Origin of the sequence: Bradyrhizobium sp. CCBAU 53338, from assembly GCF_015291665.1 — a bacterium.
Classification (GTDB): Bacteria; Pseudomonadota; Alphaproteobacteria; order Rhizobiales; family Xanthobacteraceae; genus Bradyrhizobium.
The window spans coordinates 3,149,046-3,166,441 of record NZ_CP030048.1; the positions used below are offsets into that span (position 1 = coordinate 3,149,046).

Here is a 17,396-nt window from a genome sequence, read left to right on the forward strand (position 1 = left end):
GCCGTCAATTGTCTGATCTGATCTGTCGCCGCTCCTGGACGATCACCGCAAGCACGAGCAGCGCGCCCTTGGCTAGCAGCTGGTAGAAGGTTGGCACACTGGTCAGGATCATTCCGTTGTTCAGGGTGCCGATTATGAGAACGCCGAGCATCGTGCTGATGACGCTCCCCTTGCCGCCTTGGAGCGCGCATCCGCCGAGCACTGCAGCCGTGATCGCCTCCATCTCCAGCCCTTGGCTGCCCGAAGCGGGCTGGCCAGACATTGTCCGGCTAGCAAGGACGATTCCGGCGATCCCCGCCGCAAGCCCGCTGGCGGCGTAGATGCCGATTTGGTAGCCGTTGATGTGTATGCCAGCTAGGCGCGCTACCACGCGGTTTCCGCCGAGCGCATAAATGTTTCGGCCCCACGTCGTATTCTGCAGCATGACAATTGTAATCAGCATGAGTGCAAGCAGTAACCAGATCGCGAACGGTACGCTGAAAAGCGTGGCGGTGCCAAGCATCCGGAAGCCGTCGTCGACGATCGGGATCGAATTGCCGTTGTTGAGCAGGTAGGCCAAGCCGCGATAGGCCGACATGCTGCCGAGAGTAGCTATGACCGCATTTACGGGTCCGAACACAATGACGGCGCCGTTGCCCGCACCCGCGAGAAGGCCCGCCGCGAGCCCTGTCGTCACAGCAAGGAAGATGGAGCCGGATGTCTGCGCCACGACGGCAATGACCATGGTGGTCAAGCCGACGATTGATCCGACGGAGATGTCGAGACCACCCGAGATGATCACCACTGTCTGCGCCATTGCAAGGATGCCGATAACGGTCACCGCCAAGCCGATATTGATGATATTGCGCCCTGAGAAGAAGGCTTCCGGCCGTATCGCGCCGAATATGGCCAACAACAAGATGAGCGCAATTAAGAGGCTCACATTCTGGACGCCTATCCTCTCGAGCAGACCTGTCAGAAGGCTGCCGCCGGCGCTACGTTTCGCGGTCAAATCCACGTCCCTTACCTCTCAATCAATTCGCGCGAGCCAATTCGAGAATGTTTTCCTCGGTGGCCGTTTCTCCTGAAACTTGCCCGGCGATGCAGCCCGCGCGCATCACATAGATGCGGTCCGACAAGCCCAGAATTTCCGGCAATTCGGATGAAATGAGCAGGATGGCCATTCCCTCCGAGGCGAGCATCTCCACCAGACGGTAGATTTCCAACTTGGCGCCGACGTCGATCCCGCGGGTCGGCTCATCAAGGATCAGGATCTTAGGTCCGCGCGCTTGCCACCTCGCAAAGATGACTTTCTGCTGATTGCCTCCGGAGAGTTTGGCGACGAGCTGTTCGGCGGAGGGCGTCTTGATCCGTAAACGGTCTATCCAGACCCTGGCCAACTCCTTCTCCGACCGGGGCGCGATGAAGCCGAATTTCGATATTCGCTCAGGCACGAGAAGCGAGACGTTTTCCCGGACCGTCTGGCCAAGCAGCAAGCCATGTTGTCGCCGGTCCTCAGGCACAAGCCCGATGCAAGCGCGGATAGCATCGGCAGGCGAATCCGGTGCATAGGGTTCGTTGGCCGCAAGCGTCATGACGCCTTTGGTAATGGCATCCATCCCTATAATGGCCCGCGCCACCTCAGTGCGGCCTGCGCCGATCAGCCCTGCCAGGCCGACAATTTCCCCGGTCCGAATATCGAGCGTGACATCCTTGATCGAATTCGTCGTGACCCCTTCCAGTCGGAGGGCAACGTCGCCGAAGCAGCGCTCCCTGGAGCCAAACAGGTCGGAGATCGGCCGACCGACCATCATCCGGACCATCTGGGCTTCGTCCAGGTCGACCATCGGCATGCAAGCCACTGAGCGGCCGTCGCGCAGCACGAGGCACTCGTCGGCAAGATCCAGGATCTCGCGGAGACGATGCGAGATGTAGAGGATTGCCACGCCGTGCGCCTTCAGACGCCGGATCACCGCGAATAGGCGACTCGACTCCTCTTCCGTCAGGGATGCCGTCGGTTCGTCGAAGGCCACGACACGCGCACCTGGCTTGAGGGCGCGCATGATTTCGATGAGTTGGCGCTGGGCCGGGCCCAGATTGGCACACTTCCGTCCCGGATCGAGCGCGCCCGAGATGCCGAAATTGTCGAGAAGCTCGACGGTCCTGCATCTCAGATCGCTTCGGTCGAGCCAGATGCCCCCGGTCGTCTTGAAATCGCCGACGAAGATATTCTCGGCGACGGTCATTTCAGGAACGATTTCTGGCTCCTGATGAATGATGCGAATGCCCAGTGCGTGCGCCTCGCGCGGGGATCTGATGTGGACGGCCTCCCCGCCCATACTCAGCATTCCCGAGTCTGGCTGGTGCTCGCCCTCGATGATTCGCAGGAGCGTTGACTTTCCTGCACCGTTCTCGCCGACAATGGCGACAACCTTGCCAGCATGAAAGTTGGCGCTCACGCCGCCGAGTGCGTGAACGGGGCCGAACCGCTTGGCAAGGTTCTCGACCCTTAGAACTGGTTCGAGAACCATTTTTCTATCCTTGTTGACTGTGCGTGAGGCGAGCCTCGTTACTTGCAGCCGAGCACCGTCTTCATCGAAGCAAATTTCTGCATGTCCATCTTGATCGGCTCGACATAGTAAATGTCTTTCATCGGCGTATTGTTCTTGATCTTGTCAAAGAGCGCCTGCACGCCAGTGGCGCCGTCTACTGCGCTGTCAAGCCACATCGTGGCACGGAACGCGCTTGGCTTGCCCGAACCGAACGCTTCACATGCACGAGATCCATCAAACCCTACGCCGATGACCTTCTCCGCTGGGATGCCTGCATTCTGGGTCGCGCGGGCCGCGCCCAACACCCCGTCATCATTGCAAGCGAAGAAGATCCATCTCTTCGCATCCGGGTTCGCCGTCAGGGTGGTCGACACCACGTCGATGGCATTGACCATGCTGTTGTCATAGGGAATGGAGATCATGCTTTTTTCAAGCTGGGGATAGCCTTTGAACAAGGCGGTTTGCGCGCCCTTGTTGCGCTGCATGCAGGTGTCCGTTTTCTGATCCTCAATCGAGCCGACTCTGACTCCAGAGAAATCCTTGTCCCAGCCGGCGGCCTTGATCTGGCTGATGATCTCCTCCCCGACGCGCACGCCCATGTTGAAGCCATTGATGCCGACATACGGCACCACCGACCCGTCGCCTGATTTGATGTCGTCATCGACGGCAATCACGGGTATCCCGGCCTTCTTGGCTTTCTCGGCCGCGACGGGTCCGATAGCCCGATCCGGCACGACAATCGCAATGCCATTCACGCCGTCCCCAATATACGTGTCGATAGTCGTGACTGCGAGATTCGCGTCGGTCTGGACGTCCTGGGCGAGGAGTTCGACTCCCAGCTCTGCGGCGCGCTTCTTTGCGCCTTCGATCTCCCGAACGAACCAAGGTGCGTCACCCATCTTGTAGATATAGCCGATCTTGATCTTGTCCTGCGCCATGGCCGGCATCGCCATGCCGACACAAGCGGCGAGCGCAACAAAACGTGCGACAGATCTCATTGTTTCCTCCGATTGTGGCGCCCACCTCCGGGTCAAATTTTCAGGAAGGGCGACGTTATCATAGATACATCTGATGATTAAAAGATAGATCAGATGATTGTCAATAGGAGGTGTGACTCGATTTTACGGGGCAAGCTCGACCAGTCCCTCTTCGCGATGAGCGCATACAATGCCTGTACTGCCGTCGGCCAAAGCGCCCGAGACCAAGGCGCCCCGTTGCGGCCGCCAGCCCGTGGCAGTCCTACATGCGGGGCAATGGGAGTATCGGCGAACGCCAGGCGACGGTCGCGGCCCATCCAGTTCAGCGCGACCTCGGCGCCACGGATCATGAAGAACCGGCCGGTCCCGAACGGCAGCAGGCAAGTCGTGGCCCGCGGCAACAGGCGTCGCCGCTGTGGGCGGGCTGGACGGCCCAATCGCCATTCTACCCGATCGGATGCGGCCAATGGTGTCTTCGTTGAGGCCGCTTCATCTCGCCGCCGGCCCACTCTCAATCCGCATCAAATTTTTGAGGCCGATCCCCGACTTAGAGCGCCAATTTTGCATGCCGAATAGCATTTGGGGGCAATCTTCGTGCAGGCCGGGAGTGGGCTGAGCCGCTACTGGATTTCGGGCTTTGATCCTGTGCCGTGCTTAGACTTCAGAGCGTAAGCGCCTAAGCGACGGCCGACTGCTAGGTCTGTGCTTTGAGGCTCCGTCTCATACCATGCCTCGGGAAGGCCGAGGTTTTTGGCCGTGCCTTGGGCGCCGCACCTTGCCGCGCTGGTCCTTGATATCTGCTATTGCTCTAATTGGCTAACGCTCTAAGAAAGCCTACGACGTTCCGCGACTGCTTTTTCGGCCGTCAGGATCGGCTTCGGCGATATTTGATCGGACATATAGACCTCGCGAACACATCAACCAGACTTGGCTACGATGATCGTATCCTCCACGTGCAATCGCAGAGCCACGCGTTCGCCGACGACGGGCATGCACGATGCGGCGGCGTGGTGCTCGGCCTGACGAACCCCGATGATCGGGCCCCCCTCGAGCGCGACGCTGAGCTTGCTGCTTTCGCCTTGGAAGACAACGTCCGTCACCGTTCCGAACAGATAGTTGTAACCGCTCGCGGCGGGTACATTCCCGATGATCACGGCCTCGGACTGAACAGCGAGAAACAACTCTCCAGCGAGCGGTACGTCGACAGGACTTGCGATTTCGAACTCCCCGACCGACACTTTGCGCGCGCCTCGCCGACTGACGGGGACCAACGTGGATTCCCCCACGAAGCCCGCCACGAAGTGGTTGGCGGGGCGAGAATAGAGATTCTTGGGCGTGTCCACCTGCATAAGCCGCCCGCCGCGCATGACAGCAACGCGATCGCTCATGATCAGCGCCTCACGCTGATCATGTGTCACGTAGATGATGGTCGCGCCGAGGGTTCGATGAAGTCTGCGGAGCTCCATCTGCATTGACTCGCGTAGGCTCTTGTCCAGCGCCGAAAGTGGTTCGTCCATGAGGATCAGGCGCGGCGCGAAGACGATGGCGCGCGCCAATGCGACGCGCTGCTTCTGGCCACCAGACAACTGGTTGATCGAACGTTTGCCGTAACCGTCTAGCTCGACGGCTGCAAGCGCCTCCGCAACTAGCTTCGCGCATTTTGCCCGATCGACCTTGCGTGCGCGCAGCGGGAAGGCCACGATGGCCGAACTTCAGCTCAAGGCAGTGCGCCGGAGGTTCTCCAGCTCCCCGAAGATACGATCGGCCTCCGGATACAACTCTTCGGCCTCGGGTGTGGGAACGAGGCGGTCTTTCACGCGCTCGAACAGCTTGAAGCCGAGCACGTCCTCCGTGTTAAGCAATACCTGACTGAGCGCGGGCTGCGACGCATTCAGGATCCGGGCCGCTTCGGTGAGCGTCCCGCATTGCATGATCGTCCTGAAGACCTCAAGTTGACGTGCGCGCATGGCATTTCATAAGCACACGTTATACTGCCTAGCAATAGACACATTTACGGGGACCGTGACAGCACTGCTGGCGGCTTCAAGCGTTGTGCCGCGCCGATCCAAAGGGTCACGGGCGCGCTAAGAACGCTGGGCAGGCGGTTTCTGTCGTTGGCGAAGCTCTCTGTCGATCAGAATCTGGACGCGGTGGATCGCGAGTAACTCGAGGGTCGTATGGGTCCGGCCGGTGCGCGTTTGATCGTCAATCTTGTATGACCAGGCCCAAACGTTGCGACTGTTGGTCTTTTGGATCGTGAAAGAAACTCCTCGGTGGTTCATTTTCCGTCCCACTCGATTGTCAGCACCGGGCGGGAAAGAGTTGCTGCTGCCCGCAGGAGGTTTTGCTCTAAATGTTATGGTCGGCTACCAGCCGAGCTCGCGTTCGAGAGCTTTCGGATTTGTGGTCAATCGCCGCCGGAAATCTTCTGCGACGTCACCAACGAACACATCCTCACTTCCAGATTTCAATGCGCGTATGAGCGCCGCAGCGAGAGCCTCGGGCGATACTTTCGGAGGCGGCAGCCCTTGAAACCAATCGCTCTCAATGGGGCCCGTGAAGAGGTTCATGACCCTGACACCGCTCCCGCGCAGCTCCGCCCGGAGGCACTGCGACAACGACAATGCCGCTGCCTGAGATGCGGAGTAGGCGCCATAAGCAGGCCAATTCGAGAGAGAGTAGATCGAAAAGATGTTTGCCCAAGCGACGGCACTCCCTGCGCCGTCTGCGCCACGGCCTCGCATAATTGGTCCAAATGATTGGGCAAGATGCACAAAACCCAGATAGCTGCGTTCAATCTCTTCTCGATAGCGGCCTGCCCCGTTTCGCGTCAACAGCCCGCCGGGCCGAACATGATCATTCGTGTTCACGAGAATGTCGGTCTTGGGACCGATGTCCGCTGCGAGACCCGCCACAGATCGCTGATCCCCAATATCGAGGGAAACGAGATGGATATTAGTGACCGAAGCAAGGCGGTCCTCCCCCTTAAATGGACGCCACCGCTCCGGTATGCCAACGAAGACCGTCGTCGCGCCGGCCGCGACCAATGCAAGAGCAATCGCTTGTCCGGCCTCGTTTCGGCCGTCTGTGACGAGAGCTCGGCGGTAGCGAGGGTCGGCCGTAAATTCCCGCCACTGCTTGTCGTCGGCTTGATTTGGCGTCGTCGTCCCGGGCGACGCGAACGCGACAGCCTGGCCAGCCTTGTCCAATTGAAGGGACATTTTTACTGTCTCTCCTTCCTGGCAATCGCCGTGAATGTGGGCAATCATGATTGGTCCGCATTGAAGCTGCACCATGCCAACTCGCCACGGTGAACGCTCGCGAAAGTAGACGTCACCCGAAACTTGTATTTCGGTCGCGGAAACGAGTATGCCGCTTGTGGGGGCGTCGGACAGAGGAAGATTGATGGATAGACAAATGGGGCAGCAATCTCGCGGCGGATACGCGAAGTTGTTGCATTCGGCGCAACGTTGCAGCGCAAATCGTGATTCCGCCGCTGCCTGGGTCAACAGGTGAGCAGTACGGCTGCGTCGACCGGGCGGCGAGCTCGGAGTTCGAGTGCGCCAAAGGCCTCCCTTGGGTGCGGGTTTCTCCAACGGAATGGTCATGTCGGTACACCCGCCATAATTGCCGCGCCGGACGATAGGCCGCGATCGTAATTGATCATACCAAAGCCGGACACGAGCGCGGTCTTGGTATCCGGCACCTGCGTTGAGCCGGCGCACCCCAAGACTTGCCTAAGACCTTCGGTCAAACCGAGATATCCACCGGCTGCGCCGGCTTGGCCTACGGACAGCTGGCCGCCAGACGTGTTGTGAGGGAAGGATCCGCCGATTGTAAGATCATGCTTGCGCACGAATTCGACGCCCTCTCCCTTGCGGCAGAAGCCGAGATCTTCGAATTGCATCATGGTAACGAAGGGATAGTCGTCATAGGTCTGCACGACGTCAATCCCTTCGGGGCCGATCCCTGCCATGGTATAGAGTTCGTCGACGTCCATCGCCCAGCCGCCGCGCAATTGGGATGGGTCTTCACTGAAAGCATTGTGACGTTCGATGGTGGACAGCAGCCGTGCCCCGGAGATGCCGCGGGACGCTGCAAAATCGCTGTCGAGGACGAGGAACGCCTCCGCACCCGCGCATGGCATCACGCAGTCGAACAGATGAATGGGATCGACGATAGGACGTGCTGCCAGATATTCTTCTATGGTCAAGCTGCGTTTGAAGAGGGCGTGGGGGTTCTTGAGCGCATTTTCACGTTGCGACACCGCTATCTTTGCGAGGTCCTCACGTGACACGCCGTAGGTGCGCATGTAGTGACGCGCGATGAGCGCAAAGCTGGCATTTGCTCCGCCGGCGCCGTAGGGATAAATGGCATCTTGGTTGGCTTGGGAAAAGGCCTCTAACGTTTTCCGGAATGTATCGACGTGATTGGTATCACCGGCAATGCAAGCCACGGCGCGTGCGTCCCCGGCCTGAACCGCACGTGCTGCGCGTCGGAGAGCGGCAATACCGCTTACGCCTCCAAGTGGGATGGTCTCCAGCCAGCGCACACAAAGACCATAATGCTGCGTCAAGCCGATCGCCGTGTCGGGGTAGAGCGTGAAGCTGGAGACCGCGAGACCATCAATGTCGGCAGCTCGCAGCGGGCTCTCCTGCAAAAGCGCCTTGAGTGCGCGCCCGATCCACCATTGCGCGCTCTCGATCGAGTAACGAGCGTAGGGAATGGTTACGGGCGTCGCTATGACGACACCGTCGTAGGGAGTGCGGCCAGCGGCTGGCATCGCGCGGCCATCAAACCACGGTAAGTATCACGTCGATATTGCCTCTTGTCGCGTTCGAGTACGGGCATCGTTGGTGGGCCTGCGCGACGATATCGCGTGCGAACGCGCGATCGATATTGGGGAGGCTTACTTGTAATTCGACGCTGAGCGCGTATCCAACCGGGATAGGTCCGATGCCGACTTTGGCCGTGACGCTGACATCGTCTGAAATCGATAGCCTGCTCTGCCTTGCAACCAGTTTGACGGCACCAAGGAAGCAAGCCGCGTAGCCCGCGGCGAACAGTTGCTCGGGGTTGGTGCCTGAGCCGCCCGGGCCGCCCAGTTCCTTTGGAAGTGCGAGCGTTAGAGCGAAATTGTTCTGCGCATTCTCGACTTTGCCGTCGCGTCCGCCCGTTGCGGTGGCTTGGGTTTCGTAGAGGATCTTTTCTGGCTTCATAAAGCAGACTTCCTTGATTATGGGGGTACGCCGCAATTGCAATGGGTAGCGCTTACGCTAGAGCGTCAGTGTTCCCACACTGGCCCCGCCGCACACAAAGAGCGTTTGACCAGTGACGTACGTGGACCGGCCCGACACGAAAAACAGGACGGCGTTGGCGACATCTTCCGGCCGGCCCAACCGTCCGACCGGAATGGTCTTGGCGATTCGGTTTGCTTGCTCACTGCCGTCCGGCGCGAGGGCACGAAACATGTCAGTTGAGCCTATTGGGCCAGGTGCAACCATGTTCACGGTGATGCCGTATTGGGCAAGCTCCAGGGCCCAGGTACGCCCCATTCCGACCATTCCGGCTTTGGTCGCTGCGTAAGCTGTCCTGGTTGGCACGCCCAACAATGCGCGCGAGGAAATCAGGACGACTCGTCCGTTACGCTGCGCCTTCATTGCAGGAAGAAACGCTTGTAGGAGGATGAGTGGTGCCGACAAGTGCAGATCCGTTAGAAATGTAAGATCCTTCGGCTCCGCCGCCTCAACCAATGCAGGGCAAATTGCGCCCGCGTTGTGGACAAAGATCCCAACCTCGGAAGTCCGTGCGACCTTCGAGGCGGCGGCCCGCGTGGCTTCAGCATCGGAAAGGTCGACTTCCTCGTGCCGTACCCGTTCGTGGGTCCAGCTCAAGGGCTTAGCGTCGAGATTCACAACGTCATGACCTTCGGCAATCAAGGAGTGGCAGATTGCGGCGCCGATTCCGGTGCTGCCTCCCGTCACGACAGCTGTCGAGGAGTTGGCTTTTATGGACATGAGCTCACATGAACAATTGAATGCTGCCAAAAGCGGCGTCGGAATTAACCAGATCGACCCGCTTCATCTTGATTCTTAGCGTGCCGTCGACGACCACGAGAGTATGGGTCAACCATGCGGCGAACAGCGTCTGCTCGTCTTGCCGCGTCTCGATGTAGTGGAGGGGAGTCCAGGCTGTGTAAGTCGATTTCTCGTCATCACGATCGAGCACGAGCGGCGTCTGCAGCAAATGGTGGCATCGACTCTTCGGCTTTTGGCTGAATGTGCGGTTTCCGTTCAAGCGCTCAACTCGAATCCTGAGCAGAAGTTTGTCTTCATACATTAGCGAAGCGCTGAGCCGAGGATCCGCCTGCTGCCACTCGAGAGGCATCCAATAGCAGGCGTCGTCCGTAAAGAGGTCAAGCCATTCGTTGAAGCGCATCTGATCGATGAGCCGAGCCTCATTGAAGACGAAGTTGATGATATCTTGATCGGTGAAATGTGCCATCGCCGCGTCACTGCATCGACATCGTCATGAACTTGGACCAGGCTCGGAACTGATTTCGCATCTGCAATTCCGTCGTTCCGTTTGTCGTCACGCTGCGATCGGGATCTTCGTCGGCGGAGTAAAGCCGCTGGAGATTGACCCATTGATTGGCGTTGGAACGAAGACCAAGCTGGGCACGCTCGTACATCTCAAGGTCATCATGGCCGACGATGGAGGTTGGCGCGTTGATCAGTCGATTGTACGAAAGCGTTCGCTCGAGCAGCAAGTCGGGTGCGCCGACGAGACGAAAAGTCCACGACTCCACGAGTGTGCGGTTAGCCGCCAGGGGTTTGAATACGCGAAGCAACTGAATTGGACCCTTCACCATGAGATTGGGGAAGTAGATCGTGTTGTGCCGGTTCTCGATAAGAATTGCTTTAGCCCGCTCCTCGCCATATGCGGCCACCATCTGATCGAAATACTCGGGAATTGCCGAATAGTTCGAATGGATCGATTTTCCGACACCGGTGTGGCCGTGGCCGTTAGCCCAGACCCGAATTCCCATCTCTTCTGAGAATTCATAAGGACACATAAACGGAGCGAGCAGTTCGATCGCCATCGGCATGGGCGTGCCGGGAGGAGCTGTCTTCCACACCTCGACGGCCGTCCCCGCGGATGATTCGTGCGCCACCATCGGGTGGCACGTGTCGGTCTGGTTCTCGACGAGCATCTTCCAGTTGCACGGGTGGACATAGCGAAACACCCCGCCGGCGACTTCAAGGCGACCGAGTGGCGATCGATCGACCATATTGTCGATTGAAGAAAGGCTCTCTCCAAAAAACTCTTCGAAGTCCTGTCCGAACTGGCTCAACTTCGCGAAGATGAAGCCCCGATAGTTGCGGACATTGTCGACAGGACTCAATCCCTGAGCGGCGTGGCTCTCAGAAAGCCCGGTGTTCTCATAGCCCTTCTTGAGCGGAATGGCGAGAAGCGAGCCATCAGTCTTAAAGCTCCACGCATGATAGGGGCAGCGGAAAAATTTCCCCGCGTTTCCGCAGGTTTCGGAAGTGATGCGAACACCCTTGTGCGGACAGCGGTTGTAAAGCACCTTAACAGAGCCGTCGGTGTGACGAACCATGAGAATCGGCTGCATTCCGATCTCAGTTCCGAAATAGTCGCCGGGCGCGGGGATTTGGCTCTCGTGACCGACATACGCCCACGTGTTGCTGAACAAATGCAGCATTTCGAGGCGGAAAACCTCGTCATTTATGTAGACGTCGCGATGGACTTCCCGCTCCCGGATCAGGTTTCGAATAGTATGCGCATCAAAAGCCGCATTGTTCATTCGCCTGTCTCCTCTTGCGCCGACCTAAAGGTCCAAGACCAACCGTCGCGACTTTGCGCGCGACACACAAATCTGCATCAGTTTCCCCGAGGCGCGCTCCTGCTCAGAGAGCACGTAATCCCGATGGTCCGGGACACCTTCCAACACTGCCGCCTGGCAAATCCCACAGTCGCCGCGCTTGCAATCGTGCAACGCGTCGATTCCTTGCTCAATCATCACGTCGAGAATCGTTCTGTCTTTCGGAATCTGCAAGACGCGACCAGAGGTCATCAAAACGACCTCGAAGGGCTGGTCGCCAGCCGCGGGAGGCGCGGCGGAGAACGACTCGAATCGAAGCCGGCCTTCGGACCACTGAAGCTCCCGCGCGAGCGATATGGCCGAGTCGATCATGACCCGTGGACCGCAAAGATAAAGCGGCTCGTCCGCTGGCAAACTACGCATCACGTCACCCAGTGGAAAGACGCCGTCCCGATCATCGACATGCAAGCGGAGATTAGGTCCCGCCAGAGTTCTTAAATCGGCCAGAAAGGCCAGTTGGTCCTGCGATCGCACGGCATAGCGAAGCAGGAACGGCTTTCTTGTCGCGACAAGATGGGCTGCCATTGAGGCAAGCGGAGTAATACCGATGCCGCCAGCGATAAGATGTATGGGACTGTCGGTAGTCGAGAGCGGAAAGTGGTTTTGAGGTGCTGAGACCTCAAGCATGTCGCCGTCGTTGAGACTATGCATATATCGAGAGCCGCCCTGGCCGGCATCGTCAAGCCTGACGCCAAGCAAATACGAAAGCGGGGCGGTGTTTTCAGCCGGTGGCGCCGTTAGCTCGACGAGCGAATAGCAACGTTCTTGCCCGTCCGGCAGAAAGACCTTGATGTGCGCGCCCGGAGCCCAGATGGGAAGCGGGCAGCCAGTTGCAGATTCCAGCAAGAGAGAACGCACGAGGGGTGCCTCTTGCTTCGTGCGGACCACGACGAGCTTAAGCCGCTCAAGGTTCGACAGGTCACTCACCGATTAATCCAAGTTCGTCGAGGGATTGCCTATGGCTAGTGAGCGGAGCTGCATCAACAGAATGTTGCTACTTCGGATCGAGCGCGCCGCGCCTTCAAACCAGGTTCAGTTCCCCTCGCGGAGTTGACATATTCCATATAACGCTTCACAAGAAATATCAACAGACATGGATCAAGTCTGTTGCACGTTCTTTTGAGATCGCGCGGCGCCCCGGTGCGTTGGGTTGCGGCGGCCGTTGATCAGATGAAGGCGTCGATTTCGATCTGAAAAAAGCTCTCGGGGAGATTACGAATGCGGCGTCGAGCGGTGCTTACGGCCACTTTGTTGGCGCTTTCCTTTCTCACTCCGGCTCGCGCGGACGTAACGATCGGGTTCGTCACATCCTTAAGCGGACCGGGGTCTGCGATTGGAATTGGATACGCGAAGGGCATAGCTGCCGCCTACGAATACAAGTCGCAGATGGCTGGGCAGAAGGTGCGCCTCATTCAGCTCGACGATGGGTCGGATCCGTCGGCGGCCACGCGTAACGCGCGTAAGCTCATCGAAGAAGAGAAGGTCGACGTCCTGATCGGTACGGCGACGGTGCCTTCGACCGTGGCGATGATTTCTGTCGCGACTGAGCTGAAGGTGCCCATGATCTGCATCTCACCGATCCCGCCCAAGCCGACATCGGCGTCAGATCAATGGGCTATTACTGTGCCTCAATCGGCCGATCTGTTGGTGAAGATCGTTGCCGACCGAATGAAGCGCGATGGCGTGAAGAAAGTCGGATATATCGGGTTTTCGGACGGCTGGGGCGATCTGGTCTACGCGGGAGCGAAGGCGGCAGAACAGCGTGGCGATTTGCAGGTCGTAACCAACGAGCGGTACGCGCGCACTGATACGTCCGTAACAGGCCAGGTCCTGCGTATCGTTGCCGCGAGACCCGATGCGGTATTAGATGGCGGGTCCGCTACCCAAGGCGCGTTGCCCTTGCTTGCCTTGAGCGAAAGAGGATTTAAGGGTGCGATCTACGGTACTGGTGCCTTAGTTAATCCCGAGTTTGTACGAGTGGGAGGCAAGGCCGCGGAGGGCATCAAGCTTTCGGTCGGGCCTGTGGTCGTTTCCGAGCAGCTGCCGGACGATCATTTCGCCAAGAAGCTCAGCCTTGAGTTTCGCGCCGCCTATGAACGCGCCAACAAGGGTCCGGTCACGGATCAGTTCTCCGGTCTCTCTTTTGATGCCTGGCGGATACTCGACAACGCGGTCGAACGCGCGATCAAGATTAGCAGGCCTGGCGAAACCGGCTTTCGTACGGCACTTCGGGACGCGATCTTGAGCACGCATGAATTTCCGGGCGTGCATGCCGTCTACAACTTCAAACCCGGCGAGAATTACGGAGTCGACGAGCGGTCGCTCGTGATCGTTCAGCTGGTCAACGGCGCCTGGAAGTACGTCCCCTAGCGAACAGGCTTCCAACAAAAGAAGCGGAACGGAAATGACCAATGATATCGCCGCGATTCTCGCCGTGGACGGGATCGCTACGGGCGCAATATATGTGCTTGTGGCTATCGGGACTGTGCTTATTTTCAGCGTAACCCGTGTAATCTATATCCCGTTTGGAGACATTGCAGCGTTTACGGTCCTCACGCTTGCCGCTATCCAGACAGGGCACGTGCCGGGCACCTTCGGACTCGTGCTGGTCTTAGCATGCCTTGCGAGCCTGATTGAGGTCGCGAGTCTGTGGCGTGCGAGGCGGGCCCGCGAGATTCCCCGGGCACTTGGCTTTTATCTCGTCCTCCCCGCAATCATCGTCGGTTGCGCTTGGATAGCACTCAGTTTCAAGCTTTCGATGCCGCTTCAAGCCCTGATCGCGCTCATTCTGATGGCGCCGATCACGCCGTTACTCGATCGCATCGTGTTTAGACCGATAGCCGATGCAAGTGTCTTGCTTCTTCTGATCGTGTCGATGGCTCTTCATTTCGCTCTCATCGGACTTGGGCTGCTCTTCTTCGGCCCGGAGGGCGTTCGGACCGAGCCGATCACCTCCGCATCATTCGAGGTGGGCCCTATGCAATTCTCGGTGCAGTCGCTGATTATTGTGGCTGCGGCCTTGATACTCAGCGTCGCGCTTTTTCTCTTCTTCGATTTGACCCTGCCAGGAAAATCGTTGCGAGCCACCGCCATGAACAGGACCGGAGCGCGCTTGATGGGAATTCGGCCTGCGCGCGCTGGGACGATCGCCTATATTGTTGGGTCGCTCATGGCAGGCGTGTCCGGGATTCTGATCGCGCCGGTTAATACGATCTTTTACGACTCGGGGTTTCTTCTCGGGCTGAAGGCGTTCATCGGAGCGATCATAGGTGGGATGGCGAGCTATCCGGCCACTGCACTTGGCGCGGTCTTGGTGGGCCTGCTTGAGAGCTTCGCTTCGTTTCAAAGCAGCGCATTGAAGGACGTCATCGTCTTCTCGCTTCTAATTCCGATCCTCCTCTGGCGGTCGCTGAGTCAGGTGCACTCGGAAGAAGAGGTAGAAGAATGAGACGCGCACGGTTCCGCATGCTGATGATCGCGACATTAGTCGTCTTCCTGGCCGCCCCGGCCTTTCTGCCTTCATTCAGCATTACTCTTCTTAATTACGTCGGGATTTATTCTCTGGTCGCGATTGGCCTTGCGTTGCTGACGGGTATATGCGGGATAGTGTCGTTTGGGCAGGCGGCTTTTGTCGGCGTGGCCGCATACTCGACTGCGTGGGTTTCAGTCATCCAAGGACAGTCTGTCTGGCTCGGTCTTTTACTGGCAATCGCGATGACCTGCGCCGTCGCGGCTATCATTGGTTTCATTACGCTTCGGCTCCAGGGTCACTTCCTGTCGCTCAGCACAGTGGCATGGGGGCTCGCGATCGGCTTTCTCTTTGGGAATCTCGCCGGGCTCGGCAACTTCAACGGCCTCGCCAATATCCCGCCTATCTCTATCGGGCGGCAGCCGCTCATCCAGGGATGGCAAATGTTTTACCTCATTTGGACGATCGTGCTCGTTAGCCTCTTATTGCTAGGCAATCTTCTTGATTCACGAATCGGACGTTCGTTTCGTACTTTGCGCGGCGGGACAACGCTAGTCGAAAGCCTTGGCATCAGCGCATTCCATGCGCGGCTGACCGCTTTCGTCCTCGCGGCGCTACTCTGTGCTCTCTCTGGCTGGCTTTACGCACATCTTAGCCGGTTCATTAGTCCCGCCCCGTTCGAAGCCGGGGCAGGTATCGAATATCTCATGATGGCGATGGTCGGCGGCACGGGTACGATTGTCGGGGGCGTCGCCGGAAGCGCTCTTGTCACCTATCTCAAGAACGCGATTCAGGATTACTTGCCACTCCTGATCAAACATGGTTCAGGACAACTGGAACTGGTTGTGTTCTCTGCCTTGTTCATCCTGTTCTTGCAGCGAGCTCGGCAAGGCATCGTACCATTTTTTACCCGTTTCGTGCCGGCGGTAAAAGTCGAGAAGCCTGTAGCGAACGGCTCGTTGGCTCGCCGGGAGCAGTATCGATCCGGAACACAGCTTCTTCAGATCAACAAGCTTGTGCGCAAATTTGGGGGCCTTGTCGCGGTAAACGACGTCACGTTCGAAATCCGGGCAGGTGAAATTCTCGCGTTGATTGGACCAAATGGCGCCGGCAAAAGCACGCTGTTCAATCTGGTGACAGGCGCTCTCAGGACTGATGCCGGCGAGGTCTTCTTTTGCGGTCGTTCGCTGGCGCGCCAATCCCAGGCTCAAATCGCCCGAGCCGGCATTGCGCGCACTTTCCAGCACGTAAAACTGCGCCCCGGCATGACGCTCTTGGACAATGTTCTGCTCGGAGCCTATCCTCGCACGCGAGCAGGCGTTCTAGGCTGCGCTCTCCGGCTCGACAGGGAAGAAGAAGCGAAAGCCACAGCTGACGCTCTCAATCAACTTGATCGTGTTGGTTTAGGGCGAGACCCGTTCCAACTCGCCGGGAGCCTGGCTTTAGGGAACCAGCGGATTCTCGAGATTGCACGAGCTCTCGCGGCAGATCCCGTTTTGCTGGTGCTCGACGAACCCGCCGCCGGGCTGCGACGCCATGAGAAACAGCGGTTGGCGGAGCTTCTCAAGTCTTTGCGAGGCGAGGGTGTCACGATCTTCCTGGTCGAACACGACATGGAATTCGTGATGAACCTCGCGGACCGCGTCGTCGTCATGGAATTCGGCTCGAAGCTTTGCGAGGGCACGCCGACGGAGATCGTCCGGAATCCTCGGGTGCAAGAGGCCTATCTCGGAGTTGGCCTTTGATGAGTGTTTTCTCGATCGACAATGTAAGCGTTAGCTACGGGAAAGTAGAAGCCGTCCGGGACGTTTCACTCAATGTGGAGCCCGGGCAGATCGTCACCCTGCTTGGCCCAAATGGAGCGGGCAAGAGCACACTTCTTCTGGCTGCGATCGGTCTCCTCGGATTGCGGGGCCGCGTAAGGTTGCAGGGCAGGGACATTTCCGCTCTCGCGGTGGAAGATCGCGTTGAACGCGGACTCTGCCTCGTTCCTGAAAGGCGCGAGCTGTTCTCGGAAATGTCGGTTCAGGACAACTTGCTGCTCGGTGCTTATTCGAGGCCCGATCGTAGGACGGTTAAAGCCGATCTATATCAGGTCTTTCGTCATTTTCCTCGGCTCGAGGAAAGGTGCAAACAGGCGGCCGGTACCTTGTCGGGAGGCGAGCGTCAGATGCTCGCCATCGGCCGCGCACTTATGGCGAAGCCCAAGGTCTTGCTGCTGGACGAACCCAGCCTGGGGCTTGCTCCCCTTATCGTGCGAGAGATATTCCGAACGATAGCGTCCCTGCGGGAGCTCGGCGTGTCCATTCTGATCGTCGAGCAGAACGCGCGAGCGGCACTTGAGACGGCAGATTTCGGCTACGTCCTCGAGACCGGCGAGATTGTCCAATCGGGCCCGTCGGCAGCGCTTGTTCACGATCCGAAACTTATCGCGGCTTATCTCGGCGGTAACTCGTCGATAACTGCCGCGGCTTCGGGCTGAGTGCTTACTACAGGTCTACGCGACTGCTCGC

Annotated in this window: 16 protein-coding genes; 4 read left to right on the plus strand and 12 right to left on the minus strand. The window is 58.5% G+C overall.

The window, feature by feature from the left end:
• Nucleotides 1-4: 4 nt before the first annotated feature.
• The 12 genes from XH90_RS14665 to XH90_RS14720 form a co-directional block, all read right to left on the minus strand.
• Nucleotides 5-997 (minus strand): ABC transporter permease, encoded by a 993-nt coding sequence (locus XH90_RS14665; RefSeq protein ID WP_194482140.1) that lies wholly within the window; start codon nucleotides 995-997, stop codon nucleotides 5-7.
• A gap of 16 nt (nucleotides 998-1,013) precedes the next feature.
• A complete protein-coding gene (locus tag XH90_RS14670; RefSeq protein WP_194482141.1) occupies nucleotides 1,014-2,510 on the minus strand; it encodes a sugar ABC transporter ATP-binding protein in 1,497 nt (498 codons plus the stop codon).
• 38 nt (nucleotides 2,511-2,548) lie between these two features.
• Nucleotides 2,549-3,529 (minus strand): substrate-binding domain-containing protein, encoded by a 981-nt coding sequence (locus XH90_RS14675; RefSeq protein ID WP_246755814.1) that lies wholly within the window; start codon nucleotides 3,527-3,529, stop codon nucleotides 2,549-2,551.
• 896 nt (nucleotides 3,530-4,425) lie between these two features.
• Nucleotides 4,426-5,208 (minus strand): ABC transporter ATP-binding protein, encoded by a 783-nt coding sequence (locus XH90_RS39620; RefSeq protein WP_256442516.1) that lies wholly within the window; start codon nucleotides 5,206-5,208, stop codon nucleotides 4,426-4,428.
• Nucleotides 5,209-5,220: 12 nt separating this feature from the next.
• Nucleotides 5,221-5,475 carry a LysR family transcriptional regulator gene (locus tag XH90_RS14685; RefSeq protein ID WP_194482142.1) on the minus strand — a complete coding sequence of 85 codons (255 nt, stop codon included), beginning with the start codon at nucleotides 5,473-5,475 and terminating at the stop codon, nucleotides 5,221-5,223.
• Nucleotides 5,476-5,874: 399 nt separating this feature from the next.
• A complete protein-coding gene (locus XH90_RS14690) occupies nucleotides 5,875-7,116 on the minus strand; it encodes an SDR family NAD(P)-dependent oxidoreductase (RefSeq protein ID WP_194482143.1) in 1,242 nt (413 codons plus the stop codon).
• Nucleotides 7,113-8,291: a thiolase family protein gene (locus XH90_RS14695; protein ID WP_194482144.1), complete on the minus strand. Its 1,179-nt coding sequence runs from the start codon at nucleotides 8,289-8,291 to the stop codon at nucleotides 7,113-7,115. Before XH90_RS14695 ends, XH90_RS14690 begins: the two co-directional genes overlap by 4 nt.
• 10 nt (nucleotides 8,292-8,301) lie before the next feature.
• The gene (locus XH90_RS14700; protein WP_194482145.1) at nucleotides 8,302-8,727 is read right to left on the minus strand and encodes an organic hydroperoxide resistance protein; all 426 of its coding nucleotides are present in this window, start codon (nucleotides 8,725-8,727) and stop codon (nucleotides 8,302-8,304) included.
• Between the two features lie 57 nt (nucleotides 8,728-8,784).
• A complete protein-coding gene (locus tag XH90_RS14705) occupies nucleotides 8,785-9,525 on the minus strand; it encodes an SDR family NAD(P)-dependent oxidoreductase (protein WP_194482146.1) in 741 nt (246 codons plus the stop codon).
• 4 nt (nucleotides 9,526-9,529) lie between these two features.
• Entirely contained in the window at nucleotides 9,530-10,012 is a 483-nt protein-coding gene (locus XH90_RS14710) for an aromatic-ring-hydroxylating dioxygenase subunit beta (RefSeq protein ID WP_194482147.1), read from the minus strand.
• A 7-nt stretch (nucleotides 10,013-10,019) separates the two neighbouring features.
• Nucleotides 10,020-11,336, minus strand: coding sequence for an aromatic ring-hydroxylating dioxygenase subunit alpha (locus XH90_RS14715; RefSeq protein ID WP_194482148.1), 1,317 nt, complete (start codon nucleotides 11,334-11,336; stop codon nucleotides 10,020-10,022).
• Nucleotides 11,337-11,360: 24 nt separating this feature from the next.
• Complete coding sequence (locus XH90_RS14720; protein WP_210348728.1) at nucleotides 11,361-12,341, minus strand: PDR/VanB family oxidoreductase; 981 nt, start codon at nucleotides 12,339-12,341, stop codon at nucleotides 11,361-11,363.
• Between the two features lie 291 nt (nucleotides 12,342-12,632).
• On the opposite strand from XH90_RS14720, the gene XH90_RS14725 reads away from it, so the two are divergent.
• Genes XH90_RS14725 through XH90_RS14740 form a run of 4 tightly spaced genes read left to right on the plus strand, consistent with a single transcriptional unit; the run spans nucleotide 12,633 to nucleotide 17,365 of the window.
• Nucleotides 12,633-13,784 (plus strand): ABC transporter substrate-binding protein, encoded by a 1,152-nt coding sequence (locus tag XH90_RS14725; RefSeq protein WP_194482149.1) that lies wholly within the window; start codon nucleotides 12,633-12,635, stop codon nucleotides 13,782-13,784.
• 34 nt (nucleotides 13,785-13,818) lie between these two features.
• The gene (locus XH90_RS14730; protein ID WP_194482150.1) at nucleotides 13,819-14,862 is read left to right on the plus strand and encodes a branched-chain amino acid ABC transporter permease; all 1,044 of its coding nucleotides are present in this window, start codon (nucleotides 13,819-13,821) and stop codon (nucleotides 14,860-14,862) included.
• Nucleotides 14,859-16,628, plus strand: a complete 1,770-nt coding sequence (locus XH90_RS14735; protein WP_194482151.1) for an ATP-binding cassette domain-containing protein — start codon at nucleotides 14,859-14,861, stop codon at nucleotides 16,626-16,628. Before XH90_RS14730 ends, XH90_RS14735 begins: the two co-directional genes overlap by 4 nt.
• Nucleotides 16,628-17,365, plus strand: a complete 738-nt coding sequence (locus tag XH90_RS14740; RefSeq protein WP_194482152.1) for an ABC transporter ATP-binding protein — start codon at nucleotides 16,628-16,630, stop codon at nucleotides 17,363-17,365. The genes XH90_RS14735 and XH90_RS14740 overlap by 1 nt, the downstream gene beginning before the upstream one ends.
• Nucleotides 17,366-17,396 lie beyond the last annotated feature (31 nt).